General features: G+C 76.0%; 17 protein-coding genes. 7 read left to right on the top strand and 10 right to left on the bottom strand.

Annotated features, from left to right (window positions below; genetic code table 11):
- Positions 1-182: 182 nt before the first annotated feature.
- Both GWJ10_RS07325 and GWJ10_RS07320 read right to left on the bottom strand, forming a co-directional pair.
- Entirely contained in the window at positions 183-557 is a 375-nt protein-coding gene (locus tag GWJ10_RS07325) for a heavy-metal-associated domain-containing protein (RefSeq protein WP_163186529.1), read from the bottom strand.
- 24 nt (positions 558-581) lie between these two features.
- Positions 582-920, bottom strand: coding sequence for a metal-sensitive transcriptional regulator (locus tag GWJ10_RS07320; RefSeq protein ID WP_021483344.1), 339 nt, complete (start codon positions 918-920; stop codon positions 582-584).
- Between the two features lie 247 nt (positions 921-1,167).
- Here GWJ10_RS07320 and GWJ10_RS07315 point away from each other — a divergent pair, with 247 nt between their 5' ends.
- The 3 genes from GWJ10_RS07315 to GWJ10_RS07305 all read left to right on the top strand — a co-directional run bounded on the left by GWJ10_RS07315 (position 1,168) and on the right by GWJ10_RS07305 (position 3,594).
- Positions 1,168-1,650 carry a hypothetical protein gene (locus GWJ10_RS07315; RefSeq protein WP_076403897.1) on the top strand — a complete coding sequence of 161 codons (483 nt, stop codon included), beginning with the start codon at positions 1,168-1,170 and terminating at the stop codon, positions 1,648-1,650.
- A gap of 84 nt (positions 1,651-1,734) precedes the next feature.
- Positions 1,735-2,832, top strand: a complete 1,098-nt coding sequence (locus tag GWJ10_RS07310; RefSeq protein ID WP_163186527.1) for a DUF2330 domain-containing protein — start codon at positions 1,735-1,737, stop codon at positions 2,830-2,832.
- 159 nt (positions 2,833-2,991) lie between these two features.
- A complete protein-coding gene (locus tag GWJ10_RS07305; RefSeq protein WP_086149422.1) occupies positions 2,992-3,594 on the top strand; it encodes an HdeD family acid-resistance protein in 603 nt (200 codons plus the stop codon).
- A gap of 88 nt (positions 3,595-3,682) precedes the next feature.
- Here GWJ10_RS07305 and hemL read toward each other — a convergent pair whose 3' ends face one another.
- The 6 genes from hemL to hemE all read right to left on the bottom strand — a co-directional run bounded on the left by hemL (position 3,683) and on the right by hemE (position 11,191).
- Positions 3,683-5,098, bottom strand: a complete 1,416-nt coding sequence (gene hemL / locus GWJ10_RS07300; protein WP_163186525.1) for a glutamate-1-semialdehyde 2,1-aminomutase — start codon at positions 5,096-5,098, stop codon at positions 3,683-3,685.
- Positions 5,095-6,129 (bottom strand): porphobilinogen synthase, encoded by a 1,035-nt coding sequence (gene hemB / locus GWJ10_RS07295; protein ID WP_163186523.1) that lies wholly within the window; start codon positions 6,127-6,129, stop codon positions 5,095-5,097. The genes hemL and hemB overlap by 4 nt, the downstream gene beginning before the upstream one ends.
- Positions 6,126-7,283 carry a uroporphyrinogen-III synthase gene (locus tag GWJ10_RS07290; RefSeq protein WP_163186521.1) on the bottom strand — a complete coding sequence of 386 codons (1,158 nt, stop codon included), beginning with the start codon at positions 7,281-7,283 and terminating at the stop codon, positions 6,126-6,128. Before GWJ10_RS07290 ends, hemB begins: the two co-directional genes overlap by 4 nt.
- Positions 7,280-8,380, bottom strand: a complete 1,101-nt coding sequence (hemC, locus tag GWJ10_RS07285; RefSeq protein ID WP_241005704.1) for a hydroxymethylbilane synthase — start codon at positions 8,378-8,380, stop codon at positions 7,280-7,282. The genes GWJ10_RS07290 and hemC overlap by 4 nt, the downstream gene beginning before the upstream one ends.
- Before the next feature lie 175 nt (positions 8,381-8,555).
- Positions 8,556-10,028, bottom strand: coding sequence for an FAD-dependent oxidoreductase (locus GWJ10_RS07280; RefSeq protein WP_163186518.1), 1,473 nt, complete (start codon positions 10,026-10,028; stop codon positions 8,556-8,558).
- The gene (gene hemE, locus GWJ10_RS07275) at positions 10,025-11,191 is read right to left on the bottom strand and encodes a uroporphyrinogen decarboxylase (RefSeq protein WP_163186516.1); all 1,167 of its coding nucleotides are present in this window, start codon (positions 11,189-11,191) and stop codon (positions 10,025-10,027) included. Before hemE ends, GWJ10_RS07280 begins: the two co-directional genes overlap by 4 nt.
- 50 nt (positions 11,192-11,241) lie before the next feature.
- Between hemE and GWJ10_RS07270 the strand changes: the two genes are divergently transcribed.
- From GWJ10_RS07270 to GWJ10_RS07260, 3 genes are all read left to right on the top strand, one after another.
- Complete coding sequence (locus tag GWJ10_RS07270; protein ID WP_163186514.1) at positions 11,242-12,615, top strand: glutamyl-tRNA reductase; 1,374 nt, start codon at positions 11,242-11,244, stop codon at positions 12,613-12,615.
- 199 nt (positions 12,616-12,814) lie between these two features.
- Positions 12,815-15,505 carry a GH92 family glycosyl hydrolase gene (locus tag GWJ10_RS07265; protein WP_163186512.1) on the top strand — a complete coding sequence of 897 codons (2,691 nt, stop codon included), beginning with the start codon at positions 12,815-12,817 and terminating at the stop codon, positions 15,503-15,505.
- A 98-nt stretch (positions 15,506-15,603) separates the two neighbouring features.
- Positions 15,604-16,539, top strand: coding sequence for a Ppx/GppA family phosphatase (locus tag GWJ10_RS07260; protein ID WP_163186510.1), 936 nt, complete (start codon positions 15,604-15,606; stop codon positions 16,537-16,539).
- Between the two features lie 15 nt (positions 16,540-16,554).
- Here the strand turns inward: GWJ10_RS07260 and GWJ10_RS07255 are convergent, their stop codons facing one another.
- Entirely contained in the window at positions 16,555-17,919 is a 1,365-nt protein-coding gene (locus tag GWJ10_RS07255) for a CoA transferase (protein WP_163186508.1), read from the bottom strand.
- 145 nt (positions 17,920-18,064) lie between these two features.
- Here GWJ10_RS07255 and GWJ10_RS07250 point away from each other — a divergent pair, with 145 nt between their 5' ends.
- Complete coding sequence (locus tag GWJ10_RS07250; protein WP_163186506.1) at positions 18,065-19,348, top strand: SH3 domain-containing protein; 1,284 nt, start codon at positions 18,065-18,067, stop codon at positions 19,346-19,348.
- 37 nt (positions 19,349-19,385) lie between these two features.
- On the opposite strand, the gene GWJ10_RS07245 is transcribed toward GWJ10_RS07250, so the two are convergent.
- Positions 19,386-21,179 (bottom strand): hypothetical protein, encoded by a 1,794-nt coding sequence (locus GWJ10_RS07245; RefSeq protein WP_163186504.1) that lies wholly within the window; start codon positions 21,177-21,179, stop codon positions 19,386-19,388.
- Positions 21,180-21,207 lie beyond the last annotated feature (28 nt).

Here is a 21,207-nt window from a genome sequence, read left to right as displayed (position 1 = left end):
GCGAGGTCGCCGCGGTGGTCCGGCGTGGTGGCCGTCGCGGCGTGCGCGGCGCTGCTCGTGCGCGCGGGGGGTCGGGGGTCGCGGTGGCGACCGGGACCCGGGGTGCCCGACGACGGTCGCGGCCTCGTGCGGTCGAGGCGCGTCCCGCCGTCGGGCATCGGGGAGGTGCGGACCGGGGACGGTCAGGCGCGGGGCGGGACCTGAAGGTCGTACGTCTTCGTCGCGGGGGCGGCGTCGGCGGCGGGCTCGGTGCCGCAGCCGCACGCGCAGTCGTGCGCCTCCTGCTTGTCGGCCGCCTGCTCGGCGTACTGGGCGGCGAGCGCGTCCTGCTGGACCTCGACCGACGCGACCTCGTACCCGGCCTCGTCGACGGCCTCGCGCAGCGCGGCCTCGTCGAGCGGGTCGTCGGAGAAGACCGTGACCTCGGACGTGCTGCCGACGCGGAGCTCGACGCTCACGTTCTCGACGCCGGCGACGGCCTCGAGGTCCTTCGTGACGTGGGCGACGCAGTTGCCGCAGGTCATGCCGGTGATGCCCAGGGTCGTGACGGTGCTCATGGTGCTCCTCGGGTGGTGGGGTGGTCAGCTGCGGACGAGGCGGGCGATGGCGTCGGCGGCCTCCTTGACCTTGGCCGCGCCCTCCGCCTCCGACTGGCGGGCCGCGTCCACGACGCAGTGGCCCAGGTGGTCCTCGACGAGGCCGATGCTCACGGCCTGGAGCGCCTTGGTGACGGCGGAGACCTGCGTGAGGATGTCGATGCAGTAGACGTCCTCGTCGATCATGCGGGCGATGCCGCGCACCTGGCCCTCGATGCGGCGCATGCGCTTGAGGTATGCCTCCTTGTCGGACGCGTAGCCGTGCGGACCGGTGTGGACCGCCTGCTCCTGCTCGACGGCCGTCGCCTCGGTCGTGTCGGTCATGCTCTCCTCCTCGTCCAGGACGCGATAGCGCGCCCGCCGCGCGGGTGGTGCGGCGGTGATACCCCGTCAGGGTACGCCCCATCATACCCCCGTGAGGTATCCGCGGGGAGGCTCGCCGAACGCCTCCTGGGCCGTGACACGTGTCATGCCCGTGGGGTGAGGACTCCACCCCGTCCGGTGACGGGCCGCACTGCCGCAGGCGCCGTACCGGCGCGAGGCTGGAGGCACCACCAACGAGAGGCGCACCATGACCGACATCGTCACCGGGCTCCAGGACCTCACGCAGGGCCTGCCGCCCTTCCTGCGCTGGGTCGGGGTCCTGCTCGCCGGCGCGATCCCCTACGTCGAGGCCGAGGGCGCGGCGGTCCTCGGGGTCGTGGCGGGCGTCAACCCGTTCGTCGCCATCCCGGTCGCGATCGTCGGCAACGCGATCGCGCTCGCCCTGGTCGTCTGGGTCATCGGTGCCGCGCGCAGCGGGATCACGCGCGGACGGACCGTCGAGACCACGCCCAAGCGCCAGCGGATGCGGCAGGTGTTCGACCGCTACGGCGTGCCCGGCGTCAGCCTCCTCGGGCCGCTGCTCCTGCCGAGCCACGTCACCGCCGCGGCGATGGTCGGGTTCGGGGCTCCGCGTGCCCGCGTCTTCGCGTGGGGAGTCGTGGCGGTCGCCGCCTGGGCCCTCGTGCTGGGCGTCGTCGTGCACCTCGGGGTGAGCGCCGCCGTCGGCTGACGGCCGATCACGACGCCGTCACGACGGGATCACGATTCGTCGCCCGCCGCGCGGTGCCCCGGGTGCGCACCTACCCTCCCAAGCATGGGCACGGGAGCCGGAGCACGACGCGCGCTGCGCGTGGCGGTGGTGTCGGTCGCGCTCGCGGGGACCGGCGTGGTCGCGGCGCCGCCCGCGGGCGCGTGCGCGTGCGGCGGCCTCGTCGACGGGCCCGCGTACGACACGGCGGTCTCCCACGAGACCGCGGTCCTCCAGTGGGACGGGACCACCGAGACGATGCTCGTCGAGCTCTCCACGCTGTCGAACGCGCCCGAGGTCGGCCTGCTGCTGCCCACGCCCGCACCGGCGCAGGTCGCGCTCGCCGACCCGCAGGTGTTCCGCGAGCTCGACGAGCTCACCCAGCCGCGCGCCGTCGTCTCCGACACCCGGTGGTGGCCCGAGCTCGGCTTCGGGAGCGGGGCGGACGCCGTGGCGGGCGCGGACGTCACGGTGCTCGACGAGGTCCGGCTCGGGCCGCTCGACGTCACGACGCTCGGCGCGAGCGACGCCGGCGCGCTCGACGCCTGGCTCACCGAGCGCGGGTTCCAGCTCCCCGAGACGATCCGGACGGCCCTCGCCCCCTACGTCGGCGAGGGCTGGTCGTTCGTCGCGGCCCGGCTCGCGCCCGAGGAGGCGGCCGCGTTCGACGGCACGCTCCAGCCGCTCCGGGTCACGTTCCCGAGCGGCTCGCTCGTCTACCCCATGCGCATGTCCGCCGTCGCGGAGGACACCCAGAGCACGCGCACATACGTCCTGGCTGACCACCGCGTCGACCGCGTCGACGCGACCGCCGAGGCGCAGGAGCCGACCGTGCGCTTCGCCGGGCGCCTCGACCCGGCGCACGTCGTGTCGCAGGAGCTCGCCGCGCTGCTCGCCGGCGGCGGCTTCGTCACGGCCCACGAGCAGGTGTTCACCGCGCCGGCGACGCAGATCGTCTCCGACTTCTCCTTCGCCCCCGCCGCCGCGGACGTCGCCTTCACCCCGACGTACGCCGTGGTCGCCGAGAAGCGGATCGGGCCGTTCTTCGCCGGGCCAGTCCTCGCGTTCGCCGGCGTGCTCGCGCTCGCGGCGCTCGTCGTCTGGAGAGGCCGACGACGCCGCGCGCCCTCGCCGGCCCTCGCCCCGCACCCCGCGCGCGCCTGAGCGGCACGACCCGGCCCGCTGCCCGGGTCACCCCGGACGGGCGAGACGCGCGGTTCGCCGCGACACGCGGCACCGCCGGGTGTTCCATGGAGGCGAAGCGGGAGGCGCCCGGGCCCAGGCCGTCGGGAGCCGGCCCGTCACCTCGGCAGGGGAGTGACCATGACGATCCAGGACCCGATCCTCACCGCCTTCTCGCGCACCGCGAAGCAGGTCTGGTACTGGCCGGTGATCCGCGGCGTGCTCGCCATCCTCTTCGGCATCATCGCGCTCGCGTGGCCGGACAAGACGGCGGCCGTCGTCATCTGGGTGATCGGCATCTTCGCCGTCGTCGACGGCATCGTCGAGATCGTCGAGGGCGTCCGGCGCCGCGGCACGGGCAGCGGCACCGCGTTGCTCGTGACGATGGGCGTCCTGAGCCTCGCGGTCGGCGTCGTGCTGCTCGTGTGGCCGGGCAAGACCGCGATCGTGCTCACCTGGATCGTCGGGTTCTGGGCCGTGGTCTACGGCCTGTTCCAGACGGTCGCGAGCCTTGACCTGCGCAAGGTGCCCGGGAGCGGGTGGGGCTGGGGCGTCGTCGCCGGCCTGCTCGGCATCGTCTTCGGTCTGCTCGTGCTGTTCAACGTCAACGCCGGCCTGGTGTCGATCGTGTGGCTGCTCGCGCTCTTCGCGATCGTCTGGGGCGTCATGCTCATCGCGTTCGGCGTCCAGATCCGCTCGCTCGGCCGACAGGCCGGACGCGCGGCCACCCCCGGCACGTACTGACCCCCGCCGACCACGGGTTGCTGTCGTTCTGAGCGTCAGAACGACGGCAACCCCGTGGTCGGCGGTGGGACGCTCCGGCCGGGCGCCGTCAGGCGGGGCGGGCCTCGGCGGCCGCGCGCGCGGCGGCGGGGAACGCGTCGAGGATGCGGGCGACGGCGGTGTCGTCGTGGGCGGCCGAGACGAACCACGCCTCGAACACCGACGGCGGCAGGCTGACCCCGGCGTCGAGCATCGCGTGGAAGAACGCGCGGTACCGGAACGACTCCTGCGCCTGGGCCTGCGCGTAGTCGCGGACGCCCGCGGTCGCGGCGAGCTCGCCGAACATCACGGAGAAGAGCGAGCCCGCGCGCTGCACGCGGTGCGGCAAGCCCGCGGCGTCGAGCGCGGAGCTCACCGCCGCCGACAGCACGCCCGCGACCTCGTCCACGCGCGCGTACACCGTCTCGTCGGCCAGCCGCAGCGTCGCCAGGCCCGCGGCGACCGCGACGGGGTTCCCCGAGAGCGTGCCCGCCTGGTAGACGGGTCCGAGGGGCGCGAGCTGGTCCATGACGCTCGCCGGTCCGCCGACCGCGGCGACGGGCATCCCGCCGCCCACGACCTTGCCGAAGGTGAACAGGTCGGGCGTCCAGCCGTCCGCGCCCTGGCCGCGCAGCACCGCGTTCTCGAGACCCCACCAGCCGCTCGGCCCGACGCGGAAGCCCGTGAGCACCTCGTCGAGGATCAGCAGCGCGCCGTGCGCCGCCGTGATGCGGCGCAGGCCCTCGTTGAAGCCCTCCGCGGGCGGGACGACGCCCATGTTCGCGGGCGACGCCTCGGTGATGACGGCCGCGATCTCGGAGCCGCGCTCCGCGAACGCCGCCTCGACCGCCGCGAGGTCGTTGTACGGGAGCACGAGCGTCTCGGCCGCCGTCGCCTCGGTGACCCCGGCCGAGCCGGGCAGGGCGAGCGTCGCGACGCCGGACCCCGCCTCGGCGAGCAGCGCGTCCACGTGCCCGTGGTAGCAGCCGGCGAACTTCACGACGACGTCGCGCCCGGTCACGCCGCGCGCGAGCCGGATCGCGGTCATCGTGGCCTCCGTGCCCGTGGACACGAGGCGCACGCGCTCCGCGGCGGGCACCCGGCGGCGGATCTCCTCCCCGAGCTCGACCTCGCCGAGCGTCGGCGCGCCGAACGACAGCCCGCGGGCCGCCGCCTCCTGGACCGCGGCGACGACGTCGGGGTGCGCGTGCCCGAGCAGCGCCGGGCCCCACGAGCACACGAGGTCGACGTACTCGCGGCCCGCGACGTCGGTCACGTACGGGCCGCGCGCCGAGGCGAGGAACCGCGGGTCGCCGCCCACGGACCCGTAGGCGCGCACGGGCGAGCTGACGCCGCCCGGGAGCACGCCCTGCGCGCGCACGAACGCGGCGTGGTTGTCCGCCCCGCCCGCGCCCGGCGCGCCGAACAGCGCCGCGTCCTGCGCCTGCACGGCCTCCGCCGTCCCGAAACCGCCCGTGTCCGTCATGCCCGCGTCCTTCCGTCGTTCTCGTCCAGCCAGCCCGCGAGCTCCGTCGCCCAGTAGGTGAGGATCACGTCCGCGCCGGCGCGCTTGATGCCGAGCACCGACTCCGTGACGGCGGCGCGCCGGTCGATCCAGCCGTTCGCCGCGGCCGCCTCGATCATCGCGTACTCGCCCGACACCTGGTACGCCGCGACGGGCACCGCCGACATCTCCGCGACCGCCGCGAGCACGTCGAGGTACGACCCGGCGGGCTTCACCATGACCATGTCCGCACCCTCGGCGAGGTCGAGGTCGGCCTCGCGCAGGCCCTCGCGGGCGTTGCCCGCGTCCATCTGGTAGGTGCGGCGGTCGCCCTGGAGCGCCGAGTCCACGGCCTCCCGGAACGGCCCGTAGAACGCGCTCGCGTACTTCGCGGAGTACGCGAGGATGCCGACGTCGTCGAACCCGGCGGCGTCGAGCGCCTCGCGGATCACGGCGACCTGGCCGTCCATCATGCCCGACGGCGCGACGACGTCCGCGCCCGCCCGCGCCTGCGCGACGGCCATCGAGGCGTAGCGGTCGAGCGTCGCGTCGTTGTCGACGACGACGCCCCCGTCCCGGCCCTCGGCCAGCACGCCGCAGTGCCCGTGGTCGGTGAACTCGTCGAGGCACGTGTCCGCCATGACGACCGGCCCGCCGTTCGTGTGCTCGCGCGCCGCCTCGACCGCGACCCGGATGCCTCGCTGCAGGATGCCGTCCTCGGCGTCCGCCTGGGTGCCGGTCGCGTCGCGCTCGGCCGGGATGCCGAAGAGCATGACGCCGCCGACCCCGGCGCGCGCGGCGTCGCGCACGGCGTCCGCGAGCGTCGCCTCGGTGTGCTGCACGACGCCCGGCATCGACGAGATGGGGCGCGGCGCGTCGAGGCCCTCCTTGACGAACAGGGGGAGCACGAGGTCGGACGCGTGCACGCGCGTCTCGCGGACGAGCCGTCGCACGCGCGGGCTCGTGCGCAGGCGGCGCGGCCGGTGGTGCCCGACGGGGAGCTGGTGGGTCACGAGGGGTCTCCTTCGGAGGTCGGGTCGACGCCGGTCGTGCCGGCGGCCGGGGGAGCGGCCGGGTCGTCGGGCAGGGCGGCGGAGCCGGCGGTGGTGCGGGTGGCGGCGAGCGCGCCGACGAGCGCGGCGGCCAGCGCGGCGTCGGTCGGGCGCTCCGCGACGGCATCGAGCCGCAGCCCGACGTCGCGCGCGGCCCGGGCGGTCGGGTCGCCGATCGCGACGCCCACGACGTCGTCGCGCGGGCCGAGCTGCCGCGCGACCTCGCGCGCGACGCTCCCCGAGGTGAGCACGACGGCGTCCACCGCGCCCGCGCGCCACGCCGCGACGACGTCCGGCGCGAGCGTGTGCGTGACGGTGCGGTAGACGGTGACGACGTGCGGGACGTACCCGAGGTCGTGCAGGCCGTCGTGCATCGTCGGCGCGGCGAGGTCCCCCTGCGGCAGCAGGACCACACCTCTACCTCGCGAGGTAGAGCCCTGGTTCCCCGAGGTAGAGCCCTGGTTCCCCGAGGTAGAGCCCTGGTTCCCCGAGGTAGAGCCGCGGTCCGCCGGGGTAGAGGCCTGGTCCGACGGGGGGAGGGCGGCGAACGCGGCGACGAGGCCGCGGGCGGAGTTCTCGTCGGGCTCGAGCTCGACGGGGACGTCGACCGCCTCCAGGGCGCGGCGCGTCGCGGGCCCGACGGCGGCCCAGCGGGCCCGGCGGGCCGCGTCGCCGAGGTCGACGCCCTGGCGGGCGGCGCTCGCGAGGAGCTCGTCGATCGCGTTGACGCTCGTCACGACGACCCACGCGAAGTCGCCGTGGACCAGGCGGGCGAGGGCGCCGTCGACGGGCGCGGTGTCTTCGACGGGTGCGCGCTCGATCGCCGGGCTGACGAGGACGCGGGCGCCCGCGTCGCGGAGCGTCGCCGCGAGGCCCGCGGCGCGCTCGGGCGCACGCGGGACCAGGACGGTCCGACCGGCGAGCACGTCGGCCCGGCGGGCCGCGTCCAGGTCGTCCACAGGCCCCACGGCGTCCACGCTGTCCACCGGCCCCACGGCGTCCACCGTCTTCGCGGCGTCGACAGCGTTCACGGCGCCCGCCGTGCCGCGCGCCGGGAGCGGGGGCACCACGGCCGCGGGTCCCCGCGACGGGTCGCGCAGCGGTCCGGGGCTCATTCCGCCGCGCCGCGGTAGCCGCCGTCGCGGAGCTGCTCGCGGGCAGCCTCCACGGCGCGGTCGGTCGCCGGGGCCTCCGCGGCCGGGGCGTCGAGGACAGGGGTGCCCGCCCCGGTCTCGCGCAGCGGCGCGAGGCGCGCGGCGCCGTCGGCGAGGAGCGCGTCGGCGACGCGGGCACCCAGCCCGCGCGCGACGTCGTCCCGGGCGGTCGCGGCCGCGGCGAGCGATCCGGCGCTCGGGGGGAGCGCGGCGCGCGCGGAGTGCGTGAGCTGCTCGGCGCCGTCGACCCGCGCGACGACGGCCGTCAGCGCCACGTGGCCGTCCTCCACGACGGCGTGCGCGCCGACGGGGGCCGCGCACCCGGCCTCGAGCCGGCCGAGGAGCGCGCGCTCGGCGAGCACGGCGAGGCGCGTGGGCTCGTGGTCGAGGTCGTGCAGGGCACGGGCGAGGACGGGGTCGTCGAGCGACGACGTGCGCACCTCGACGGCGAGCGCGCCCTGCCCGGCGGCGGGCGCCATGATCGCGGTGTCGATGACCTCGGACACGGCCTCGAGCCGGCCGAGGCGGGCGAGGCCCGCGTAGGCGAGCACGACGGCGTCGAGGTCCGCCTCCTCGCCGAGCGCACGCGCGAGGCGCGTGTCGACGTTGCCGCGGATGTCGACGACGTCGAGGTCGGGGCGGACGGACCGGAGCTGCGCGGCGCGCCGCGGCGACCCGGTGCCCACGCGGGCGCCGCGCCGGAGCGTCGTGATGGTCAGGCCGCCGCGCGCGCACAGGACGTCGCGCGGGTTCTCGCGCTCGGGCGTGACGACGGTGAGCCCCGGTGCGGGCTCGGTCGGGAGGTCCTTGAGGGAGTGCACCGCGACGTCGCACCGGCCGTCGAGCAGCGCCTCGCGGAGCGCGGTCACGAAGACGCCCGTGCCGCCCATCTGGGCGAGCGAGCCGGTGAGCACGTCGCCGTCGGTGCGGATGCGCACGATCTCGACGTCGCGGCCGGTCAGCTCTTCGAGGCGGCGGGCGACGTGGCCGGTCTGGGTCGTCGCGAGGGCGCTGCCGCGCGTGCCCACGCGGAGGGGCGTCGTACCTGCAGGACTCACGGAACCAGTCTCTCCCCACTTCGGCATTCCACGAAAATGTGCACGTCACGGCGCGGGAATGATGCGGGGAGTGACGTGGTCCTGACGGCCGGTCAGGAAGTTGCGGACAATGTGTCAGGTCATTTCGCGCGGAATTCTCGGGACTATTCCGGCGTGCAATCCGGTGAGGATTCCCTCACCCCGCGGCCGCGAGGCCGCGGGCACATTCCTGCGCGTGGCCGACGATCGACGCGAGCCCCGTCCCGGCGATCCAGCCGCCGGTCACGGCCAGCCCGGGCACGGCGTCCACGCGCGCGACGAACGCCGCGACCTCGCGCCGGAACGCGGGCGTGGGCGGGGGCAGCGCGCCGTTCCACCGCGTGACGACGTGGCCGAGGACGCGCCCGTGCAGGTCGACGCCGAAGAGGCGCGACGCGTCCAGGACGACGCGGTCGAGGTCCGGCTCCGTCGTCGCGCCGATGCGTCCGTAGCTGAGGCGCACCACGTGGTGCCCCGGCCCGGCGGCGGCGCGGACGCGGTCGCGCAGCCAGGGCCACTTGGCGGTCGAGTGCGTGAGCGCCTTGGCCTCGACGTCCGACGGCGGCGCCGCACGCCCGGCGTCGCGGTGCGGCGGGGCGACGAGCAGGCCGGTCCCGCGCGGGGCGTCGTCGAGCTCGGGCGCGCGCAGCAGGAGCGTCACGAGCCGCACGTCCGCGCCGGGCTCCGGGTCCGGCAGGAGGTCGGCCGCCGTCCCGACGAGCGGGCCGAGCGCGTCGACGAGCGCCGGGGTCGTCACGACGAGGCGCGGCGCGGCGAGGTCGACCGAGCCGCTCGGGGTCTCGGCGCGCACGAGCCAGGTCCCGGGGCCGCCGTCCGGGGCCGCGGCGCGCGAGATCCCCGTGACCTCGTGGCGCAGCCGGAGGTCGGCACCCGCGGCGAGCCCCTCGACGAGCCGGTGCATGCCGCCGTCGATGCCGCGCACGGCCGACCCGGCCGGGGCGAGGGCGCGCATCGACGCGACGGCGCGCGCGAGCGACCCCTCGCGCTCGAACGCCTCGCGGAGCCCGGGCGCGACCGCCGCGACGTCCAGCCGGTCGAGGGGGGCGGAGTGCACGCCGGAGGCGACCGGCGCGACGAGCCGCTCGGTCACGCGCGCCCCCATGCGGGACCGCGCGAACGTCTCGAGCGTCCGCAGGTCGGTGAACCGGCGGGGCAGCACCCGGTCGAGGCTCGCGCGCAGCGACCCGCCGAGGCCGACGGCGCGGCGCACGTCGCGCGACCACGGGTCCGCGGGGATGCCGAGGACGCCCGCGCGCGGCAGGGGGTACGCGTGCCCGGCGGCGTAGCCCCACGCGCCCGCGCCCGACGGCTCGACGACGTCGAGCCCCAGCCCGCGCACGAGGTCGCCGACGGCGGTGCCCCGGGCTGCGAACGACTCGGCCCCGAGGTCGACGCGCACGCCGTCGAGGCCGGGCAGGTCCCCGCCGCGGACGGGCCCGCCAGGCACCTCGGCGGCGTCCAGCACGACGACGCGCAGCCCCTGCGCGCGCAGCGTCCGCGCGGCGGTGAGCCCGGCGACGCCCGCGCCGACAACGATCGCGTCCGCGGTCTCGACCCCCTCCGGTGCGGCGGGTCCGGACGGACGGGGCGTCGTCGGCTCGGTGCTCACCGTCGGGTCGCCTCCTCGGTGGCGGTGTCGGCGGCGCTGCCGGGAGCGTCGTCCGCGAGCGCGTGGACGAGCGCGACGACGCGCGTCAGCACGTCGGGGTCGGTGTCCGGCGGGACGCCGTGGCCGAGGTTGACCACGTGCCCCGGGGCCGTGCGCCCGCGGCGCACGACGTCCCGGACGTGCGCCTCGAGCACGTCCCACGGCGCGGCGAGCAGCGCGGGGTCGATGTTGCCCTGCACCGGCACGGGGGCGTGGCCCTCGGCGAGGAGCCGGGCGGCGTCGTCGAGCGGCGTGCGGTAGTCGACGCCCACGGCGACGTCCTGCACCCCGGCCGTGGTGACGGCGTCGCGCATCGCGGGGAGCAGGTGGCCCGTGCCCGTGCCGAAGTGGACGACGGGCACGCCGAGGTCCGCGACGTGGGTGAGCGCGCGCGTGCTCGCCGGGGCGGCGCCGGCCGCGTAGTCCGCGAGCGAGAGCGAGCCGGCCCACGAGTCGAAGAGCTGCGCCGCGCTCGCGCCCGCCTCGACCTGCGTCCGCAGGAACGTGCCGGTGAGGTCGGCCGCCCAGTCGACGAGGCGCTGCCACGTCTCCGGGTCGCCGCGCAGCAGGGCGCGCGCCGCGAGGTGGTCGCGCGACGGCCGGCCCTCCACGAGGTAGGCGGCGAGGGTGAACGGCGCCCCGGCGAACCCGATGAGGGGCGTCGTGCCGAGCGCGTCGACGGTCAGGGCGACGGCCTCGCGGATAGGGGCGAGCGCGTCCTCGGTGAGCTCGCTCTCCACGAGCCGGGCGACGTCGTCGGGCGTGCGGTACGCCTGGCCCATGACGGGGCCGACGCCCGGCGCGATCTCCACCTCGACGCCCGCGAGCCGCAGCGGGACCACGATGTCCGAGAAGAAGATGCCCGCGTCCACGCGGTGCCGGCGCACCGGCTGGAGCGTGATCTCGGACGCGAGGTCGGGGCGCAGGCACGAGTCGAGCATGCTCACGCCCTCGCGGGCGGCGCGGTACTCGGGCAGCGAGCGGCCCGCCTGGCGCATGAACCACACGGGTGTGATTTCCGGGCGCTTTCCGGTCGTGCCCGCGCGCAGGGCCTGCACGAGCGGGGAACGGTCCGTGCGGCCGTCGGTCAGGGGATGGCCCGGGGAAAGGGCGACAGGAATCACAGCTACCGATTCTGCCTCTCTCCCGGGGGAATGATTAAATCGGAGGCACTGTGGCTCTTCTCTCCCTCACGGCCAGCCACCACGAGCTGGACCTCGACGCCCTGGAACGACTCTCCACCGGGGCCCACTCGATCGGCGGCTCCGCGGTCGCGGCGTGCGACGTCATCACCGGTGCGGTCGTCCTCGCGACGTGCAACCGGTTCGAGCTGTACCTCGACGTGGACGCCCCCCTCGACGGCACCGGCGTGCAGCACGCGACCGAGCACGTCGCGCGTATGGTCGCCGAGGCGTCGGGCGTGGAGGTGGCCGAGGCGCTCGCGTCGTTCCGCACGCGCGCCGGGACCGAGGTCGCCGAGCACCTGTTCGCCGTCGCGTCGGGCCTGGACTCGATGGTCGTGGGGGAGCGCGAGATCGCCGGCCAGGTCAAGCGGGCGCTCGAGACCGCGCACGCCGACGGCGTGACGTCCTCGACGCTCGAGCTCCTCTTCCAGACGGCGTCGCGCACGTCCAAGAAGGTCAGCACGCAGACGACGCTCGGCGGGGCCGGTCGCTCCGTCGTCGCGCTCGGGCTCGACCTCGCCGCCGCCGAGCTGCCGCCGTGGCCGCAGGTCCGCGCCGTCCTCATCGGCACCGGGTCGTACGCGGGCGCGAGCCTCGCCGCGCTGCGGGCGCTCGGGTGCGACGACGTGCGGGTCTACTCGCAGTCCGGCCGCGCCGAGGAGTTCGCCGCCGCGCGCGGCGTGGAGGCCGTGACGGACCTCGTCGCGGCGCTCGAGGACGCGGACCTCGTGGTGTCGTGCAGCGGCGCGCGCGGGCGGGCGCTCGCCGCGGACACCGCGCGCCCGGGCCCCGAGCGGCGCGAGCAGGCGATCGAGCACGTGCTCGACGCCGCCGCCGTGGTGCGGGCGCGCGAGCGGGCCGCGGTGCGGGCGGGCGAGGAGCCCGTCGCGCGCCCCACGGTCGTGCTCGACCTCGCGCTGCACCGCGACGTCGACCCGCGGGTGGCCGACGTCGAGGGCGTGCTCCTGTACGACCTCGCGACGCTCGCGGCGCACTCGCCGTCGATCGCGTCCGAGCTCGTGACCCAGGCCCGCGCGATCGTCGACGAGGCCACGCGGGCGTTCGAGGAGACGCGCCTCGGCCGGGCGGCGGACACCGCGGTCGTCGCCCTGCTGGCCGACGCCGAGCGGCGCGTCGCGCTCGAGGTGGCCGACGTCGTCGCGCTGCGCGAGGCGGACGGCGACCCGGTGGAGCCGGACGAGGCCGACGAGATCGCGCGCGGCGTGCGGCGCCGCGTGCACGCCGACCTGCACCGCGCGATCGTCGCGGCCCGCGCGGAGGCCGTCGCCGCGGCGCAGGCCGAGGAGCGTGCGGTCGTCGCGGACGCCCAGGCGCTCGTCCACGAGGCCGCCGCCGCACGCTGAGCACTGTCCGCTGGACGGACCCGCTGCCTCAGGCACGCGATTGACAGCGCAGTCATAGCCGGGAGAGGGTGGCCGACGGACGCCCGTCGTCGACCAGGAGCACCGTCGCCCCGCCACGAGCGGCCCGGGCGGCACCTGACCGACGGCCCCGGGGCGCCCCGGGCGACGACGCCCGGTCGCACGTCGAAGAGGACATGGCATGAGACGACCACGACTCGCCCTGCTCGCCGCAGGGCTCGCGCTCGCCGTCGCGCCGGGCACGCTGCTGCCCGCCGCCGCGGGCGCCGCCCCCGCCGACGAGGGCACCGTCACCGCCGCCGCGGGCGACGACCTCACGCTCGAGGTCAACCCGTTCGTCGGGACCGAGAGCGAGGGCAACGCCTACCCGGGCGCGACCGTGCCGTTCGGCATGGTCCAGCTCAGCCCGGACAACACGAACTCCTACGCCTCGACGTCGTACAGCACGAACGCCGGGCGCGTGTGGGGCTTCAGCCACCGGCACGTGAACAGCGCGGGCTGCCCCGCGGCGGGCGAGCTGCTCGTCACGCCGGACACGAGCACCACCCCGCGCACGTCGCGCTCCTTCATCGCGATCAAGGACCAGAAGAGCACCGAGCGCGCGTCGGCCGGGTTCTACGAGGTGACGCTCGCGAACGACGTGCGCGCCGAGCTCACCGCGACCACGCGCGTCGGCGCGCACCGCTACACGTTCCCCGCGTCGACGACGTCGCACCTGTCGTTCAACGTGGGCCAGACCCTGCGCGACGCCGGCGCGAGCTCGGTGACGTGGGTCGACGACCGCACGCTCGAGGGCTGGGTCGACAACGGCGGCTTCTGCGGCGGCACGCCGGACAAGCAGCGGTACTTCTTCAGCGCGACGTTCGACCGCCCGGTCGCGTCGAGCGGCACGTGGGGCACCGACGCGCGCTACGTCGCGGGCTCCACGACGAGCGAGGTCGCGGGCGGCAACAACGGCGCCGTCGCGGTGTTCGACACCACGACCGACCGCGACGTCGAGGTGAGCGTGGGCGTGTCGTTCGTGAGCGTCGACGGCGCGCGCGCCAACCGCGAGGCCGAGGCCACCGACGAGGGCGGGCAGGTCGCGTTCGACACCGTGCGCGAGGAGGCCCGCGACGCGTGGAACGCGGAGCTGGGCCGTGCCGCGATCGACGCGTCGCCCGACCAGCGCCGGATCTTCTACACCCAGCTCTACAAGACCCTGCTGTCCCCGACGATCGGCAGCGACGTCGACGGCCGGTACCGCGGCATGGACCTCGAGGTCCACCAGGCCGACGGCTGGGACTACTACCAGAACTTCTCGCTCTGGGACACGTACCGCACGCAGGCGACGCTGCACGCCCTCCTGCTGCCCGAGCGCGCGCAGGACATCGTGCGTTCGATGTACCAGCACCGCGTCGAGGGCGGCTGGCTGCCGCGCTGGTCTCTCGGCGCGCTGGAGACCAACATCATGGCGGGCGACCCGGTCACGCCGTGGCTCGCGGAGAACTTCGCGCTCGGCACCGTCCCCGACGACATCGCCGACGAGCTGTGGGACTACCTCGTGGAGAACGCCACGACGACCCCGCCGGACGACGTCGCGTCCGTCGGGCGGCGCAGCACCGAGTTCTACGCCGAGCACGGCCACGTGCCGTTCTACCCCGAGAACGAGGGCGGCCTCGGCGGCCAGTTCGAGGAATACCGCCACGGCGGCTCGGCGACGCTCGAGCTCGCGCTCGCCGACGCGAGCCTCGGCGCCGCGGCCGAGCGCACGGGCCGCGAGGGCGGCCAGGCGTTCCTCGACAAGGGTCGCAACTGGCGCAACCTCTGGAACCCGGACGTCCAGCTCTCGGGCGGCTTCCAGGGCATGGTCAACGCGAAGCGCCCGACGGGCGAGTTCGTCACCCTGCCCGAGCTGACGGACGTCACGCGCTCCGGCTTCCACGAGGGCGTGCCGTGGCAGTACCAGTGGATGGTGCCGCAGGACGTCACGGGCCTCCAGGAGGTCATGGGCGGCGAGGACGGCTTCGTCGAGCGTCTCGACTACTACTTCGACCAGCCGGCGCTCGCCGCGAACCCCGGCGTCTCGCCGAGCACGTGGGCCAAGGGCGGCAGCTCGTACTACACGACCATCCGCTACAACCCGGGCAACGAGCCGGCGATCATGAACGCGTGGCTCTACGGCTACGTGGGCCAGCCGTGGAAGACGAACGACGTCCTCGCCGCGAACCTCAACCGCTTCCCGGACACCCCGGGCGGCGGCGTCGGGAACGACGACCTCGGCACGCTCGCCGCCTGGTACGTCATGGCGTCGCTCGGGTTCGAGCCCGTCATGCCGGGCTCGGGGATCCTCGCGCTCAACGCGCCGAAGGTGCAGGCCGCGACGCTCACGACCGACGCCGGGGCGACGCTGCGCATCGACGCGGCGGGCGCGAACGAGAAGCTCCCGAGCTACGTCGCCGGCCTGGAGGTCGACGGCGTCGCGCACACCGCCGCGTGGCTCGACGTCGCGGCGCTGCAGGACGGCGGCACGCTCGACTTCGACCTGTCCGACACGAGCGCCGGACTGACGTGGGGCACCGCGGCGGCCGACCGCATCCCGTCGGTCTCCGCCGTCGCCCCGCCCGCGCCGGTCGAGGTCGAGGCGAGCGCGCGCTGCCTCGGCGGTCGGGCGTTCGTCGCGGTCCGCGCGACCAGCACGGCCGACGCGCCGGTGGACGTGACCCTCACGACGCCGTTCGGCGAGCGGACGGTCCGGCACGTGCAGCCGGGCAAGAGCGCCTACCAGTCGTTCACGACGCGCGCGACGTCCGTCGAGGCCGGGACGGCGGCCGTCACCGTGGGCACGACGTCGACGGTCGACGCGGCGTACGAGGCGCTGGCCTGCGGCTGACCGCCACGTCGCCACGGGTGCGCGTCGCGCACCGGACGAGGGCCGTCGTCGGGCAGGACGCCCGACGGCGGCCCTCGCCGCGCCGCTAGGCTCGCCGCGTGAGCACCACTACGCGCCTCGGCGTCCTCGACATCGGCTCGAACACCGTGCACCTCGCCGTCGTCGACGCCGCGTACGCGGCGCGTCCCGTGCAGGCCGCGGGGGCGCGCACGGTCGTGCGCATCATGCGCTACCTCCGGCCCGACGGGTCGCTGTCCCCGGAAGGGGTCGCGGCGATGCTGGCCGCCGTCGACGACGCGATGGCGCTCGCGCGCGAGTCGGCCGTCGACGAGATGCTGCCCATGGCGACGTCGGCGCTGCGGGACGCGACCAACGGGCCCGAGGTGCTCGCGGCGATCGGCGAGCGCGTCGGGCAGCCGGTCCACGTGCTCTCCGGCGAGGACGAGGCGCGCCTGACGTTCCTCGCCGCGCGCCGCTGGCACGGCTGGGCCGCGGGCCGGCTGCTCGTCCTCGACATCGGGGGCGGGTCGCTCGAGATCGCGTCGGGCGTCGACGAGGAGCCCGACCTCGCCGTGTCCCTCCCGCTCGGCGCGGGGCGCATGACCATGGCCTTCCTGCCCGACGACCCGCCCGCGCCCGAGCACGTCGAGGCGCTGCGCGAGCACGTGCGCACGACGCTCGCGCCCGCGGTCGCGCGGTTCGCCCGGCTCCCGCGCCCGGACCACGTCGTCGCGACGTCCAAGACGTTCCGCTCGCTCGCCCGGCTCGCGGGCATGCAGACCGAGGCGGTCGGTCCTGACGACCGGTGGCGGATGCGCCGCGCGCAGCTCGCGGACTGGGTGCCGCGGCTCGCGCGCATCACGGCCGAGGGCCGCACCGCGCTGCCGGGGATCACGCCGGAGCGCACGTTCCAGATCGTCGCGGGCGGTGTGGTCGCGGTCGAGACGATGCGCGCGCTCGGCGTGGACGAGGTCGAGATCTGCCCGTGGGCGCTGCGCGAGGGCGCGATCCTGCGCCGCCTCGACCACGCCTGACGCCCGGAGAGCAGCTCAGCCGTCGGCTCCGCGCGCGCCGGGCGGGGTCGCCCACCGCGGCGCGTCCGCACCCCACGGCCGGGCCGGCGCGGGGTAGTCGTCGACGGGCTCGCCCGCGAGGCGGTCGAGCGCGGGCCGCGTCGTCGTCGCCTCGACGTCCCGGCCGTCGAGGCGCACCCGGTGCCCGACGACGCACCGCGCCCCCGGCGTCCGCGGCGGCCCGTGCGCGGGGTCGCGCCCGGGCGCGGCGAGCAGCGCGTGCGCGGTGCGGGCGAGCGCGCCGTCCACGTCGCGCCCGCGGCCGTCGGCCGCGCGGTCGGCGAGGGCGTCCACGACGGCCGCGGCCAGGAGGTAGCCCGTCGCGTGGTCGAGCGCCTGGGCGGGCAGGGCGCCGGGCGCGGACGTCGAGGCGTCGCCCACGGTCCCGTCCCGGGTGCCCTCCACGAGCGCGATCCCGCTGGCCGCCTGCACGATCGAGTCGAAGCCGCGGCGGCGGGCCCACGGGCCGTCGTCGCCCCATGCGCTGACGCGCGCGCGCACCGCGCCGCCCGGCAGGCGCAGGCCGAACGCCTCGACCGCGCCCGGGCGGTAGCCCGTCACGAGCACGTCGGCGGCGTCGAGCAGCTCCTGGGCCCGGGCCCGGCCGTCGGGGGTCGCGAGGTCGAGCAGCGCGGACCGCTTGCCCTGCCCCGTGTCGAGGTGCTGGACCTCGATCTCGGGCAGGCCCGGCGGGTCGACGCGCAGGACGTCCGCGCCGAGCAGCGCGAGCGTCCGGGTCGCGACGGGCCCGGCGATGACGCGGGTGAGATCCAGGACCCGGAGGCCGGCGAGCGGTCGGGGGCCGGGGGCGAGCGGGCGCGGGGGAGCGGCGTCGTCGCGCACCGCGGTCCGCACGGGAGGGCCCGACGCCGCGGCCCGGCCCGGCACGGACGCGCGCCACTCGTCCGCGGAGCGCACGCGCACGGCGACCGCGCCGACCGAGGCCGCGAGGTCCTCGACCTCCTGCGCCGACCGCGCGGCGAGCGCCGTCGCGACGTCGTCCCGGGACGGGTGGTCCGCGACCGTGGCGGGCAGGTCGAGGAGCGCGAGCAGCCGCGCGCGGTGGTGCGGGTAGTTCGCGTGCGTGCGGACCCAGCCGTCCGCCGCGCGGAAGAAGCCGGACAGCGGCGCGAACCCGTCCACCGGAGCGCCGTCGACCCGCAGCAGCCGGTCGCTCGCGAACGCCGCCGCGACGCGCTCGGGGTCCGGGGCCGGTCCGGGGTCGAACCCGCCCGCCCGCGCCGCGGCGTCGCGCACGGCCGCGACCGACGCGAGCGCGAGGCCCAGCACGGGCAGCGTCGCGGCGAGGAGGTCGTCCGCGTGTCCCGTCCCGTCGGTCATGGCACGACGGTACGCCCCGCGTCGTCGAGCCTCGGGCGCTGTTGGACGGTCGTCCATCTGGCGGTCCGCGCGGACGGGACTTAGCGTTCCTGAGGCGTGTCAACCCGACACGCCGGGCATGTCGGATCTCTTCAGGGGGCAGCAGATGGTTCGGAACGCGAGGCGCTGGTCGGGCGTGGCGATGGCGACGGCGCTCGCCACGGGGCTCGGCGGTCTGCTCGTCGCTCCGAGCGCGAGCGCGGCGGGCGCCGTCGTGGCGCCGCTGGGCGCGCGCACCTACTCGGTCTCCTCCTACTACGGCCCGCGCTGCATGCCCGTCGCCGGTGCGTCGGCGTGGCACCTCGGGCAGGACCTCGGCGCGGCCTCCGGCACCCGGATCAACGCCATCGCCGACGGCACCGTCCTGCGCGCGGGCAGCGTCACCGGGTTCGGGCAGTGGGTCGTCCTGCGGCACACCATCGGCGGGAGGACGGTCTCGAGCGTGTACGGGCACGTCATCGACGGCGACAAGTACGTCAAGGCCGGGCAGACGGTCAAGGCCGGGCAGCGCATCGCCGACGTCGGGTCCAGCGGCTTGTCCACGTCCCCCCACCTGCACCTCGAGGTCTGGAACGGCACCTACGGATCGGGCGCGTCGCACACCGACCCGCTCGCCTACCTCACGGGCCAGGGCGTCGACCTCGGGCGCGACGCGACACGGGTGGCCGCCAGGTCGACCGCGACGTCGTGCACCTACTACACGAACGCCGTCGTCGACCTCCGGGCCGGGGCGGCGACCGGCTCCGCCGTCGTCGCCCGGATCCCGCACGGGGCGACCGTCGTCGGCGCCCCCGGGGACGAGAGCGGTTCGTGGCGCCGGGTCACGTCGGGGCAGGCGACGGGCTGGGTCCCTGCGGCGAGCATCGGGCCGACCAGGCCCGCGCCGATCGGCACACCCCCGGCACCCCAGCCGCCCGCATCCCAGCCCCCGGCGCCCCAGCCGTCGGCACCTCAGCAGGCGACCCGGTACGTCACGGCCGCGTCGCTCAACCTCCGGGCGTCGGCGACGACGGCCTCGGCCGTGGTCGCACGGCTCCCGAAGGGCACGACGCTCTCCGTCGCGACCACGTCGGGCGGCTGGCTCAAGGTCACCGCGAACGGCCGGACCGGCTGGGTTTCCGCCCAGTACACCTCGACGGGCGCCCCGTCGGCGCCCGCGACGCCGACCCCTGCCCCGGCGACGCCCCAGGCCGGGACGTCGTACGTCACCGCCTCGAGCCTCAACCTGCGGGCGTCGGCGTCGACCTCGTCCAAGGTCGTCGCGCGGCTCGGGCGCGGCACCGTGGTGACGCACGTGGGCACCGCCTCGAAGGGGTGGCTCAAGGTGACCGCCGGGGGCAGGACGGGCTTCGTCTCCACCGCGTACCTCTCGGCGCAGAAGCCCCGCTGAGCCGATCTCCGCGCCGCGCCCCTCCGGGGGCGCGGCGTCAGTTCCCCAGCGTCACCGTGCCGGGGAACCGGGCGGCGGACCGGTCCGTGACCGAGCCGTCGCCCGCGGCGTTGATCTCGCTGATCATCATGACGAGGTCCAGGTCGGAGTCGGCCGCCCGGGCGAGGCTCGTGGCGAGCTGGTACGGGTCCGAGAGCGGCTTCATGTCGTAGTCGGTGACGATCGCCCGCGTCTGCATGCCGAGGGCGTCGTTCTCGACGGCGGTCCGCACGCTGTCGGCGAGGCGGTTCATCTGCGACTCGGTGAGCGTCATCGTCACCTGCTGGCCGGGTGACACCTCGCCGGACGGCGAGAAGCCGGAGAAGTCGCGCGTGTTGAAGTACTGCGACGACATGTCGTCGGCCGTGACGTCGAACGAGTACGTGCGCGCCGACAGGTCCTCCGTGCCGGACGCGTCGAACGACTGCGACAGGCGGAAGTCGCCCCGGTCGCCGTACGTCGCGGTCATGAGCTGCTCGGTGCTGCCGTCGGGGTAGGTCGTCGCGACGAGCGAGCCCGTGTTCTGGCCGAGCTGCCACTCGGCCCCGCCGACGGGCGTGTCGAAGCCGACGGTCGACGTCGAGTCGTAGTTGACGCGCTCGATGGTCGTCGTGCCGGAGATCCCGGTCGACGGGTCGCCGGGGATCTCGCCGGTGACGAGGTAGGTGTCGTAGGCGGCCTGGCCCTCGGGCGTGGACAGGTCGAACTCGGCGCTGCGCAGGGACGCGCCGTCGAGCGACGTCGTGTTGCCGAGCATGACCTTGACCGCGTCGAAGTCGAGGCCGAGGCCCGCATGGTTCGCGATCGCCTCCGTCGGGCCCGCGGTGACGCGGACGGTGTCGTCGCCCGTGCGCTCGATGAGGCTGCTCACGCCCTCGGAGTCCTTGACGGACGACTCCAGCGCGATGTGCCGGAACGCGGCGTCGAGCTCGGTCTTGGAGTAGCTCCCGCCGTCCATCGTCACGGACGAGCCGACCGGCATGCTCCGCGGGTCGAACGGGTTGACGGACCCGGGGTCGACGTCGGTGCCGTCGGGCATCTTCAGGGTGTACTCGGACGTGACGCCGGTCGTGTACCCCCCGCTGACGCCCGTGCCGCCCTTCGAGACGCCGCCCTCGACGCCGATCGAGACGTCCGACTTCGACGTGTAGGTGGTGAAGCCGTCCTCCGACTTCTCCCCGACCGTGTACTCGGCGCCGCCGTTGACGCCGAACGAGACCTTGGAGCCGTCGGTCGTCTTGAACCAGTCGGCGAGCGACCCGCTGCCGGAGTACGTCGTCTCGCCGCTGTCCGGGTCGTGGGAGACGCCGAAGCCGACCTTCGAGTCCGTGCCCTCCGTCGCGGGGCTCCCGAGGCCGCCGTTGTCGGAGCCGCCGCTCTGGCTGCCCTTCACCGAGACCGTCGGGCCGCCGGGGCCGTCGCCGCTCTCGCCCGGGCCGCCGTCGCCCGACCCTCCGGAGCCCGAGCCGCCGGACCCCGACCCGGACCCGCCCGACCCGCCAGCCCCGCCGGCACCCCCGCCCGTGCCGTCGGAGCTGGCGCTCTCCTGCTGGTCGGCGTTCGTGCGCACCTTGTCGGCAGCGTCGCGCAGCGTCGCCGCGGCCGCGGCGAGCGCGGGGCCGAGCTCGGAGGTCCAGCGGCCGCGCAGCTCGTCGCCGTCGGGCCCGGCCCAGCGGGCCCCGCTCACCGTGGACTGGAGGCCGCCGCGCGTCGTCTCGAGCGACTCCGACGCCGTCGTCAGGCTCTGCGCGAGCCTGCGCAGCTCGCCGATGTCGGCACCGTAGAACCCCATGGTCGTCCCTCTGTCGCGGCGGATCGTG

Source organism: Cellulosimicrobium sp. SL-1, assembly GCF_011033075.1.
Taxonomy (GTDB): Bacteria; Actinomycetota; Actinomycetes; order Actinomycetales; family Cellulomonadaceae; genus Cellulosimicrobium; species Cellulosimicrobium funkei.
This window is presented reverse-complemented; position numbering and strand designations above follow the sequence as displayed.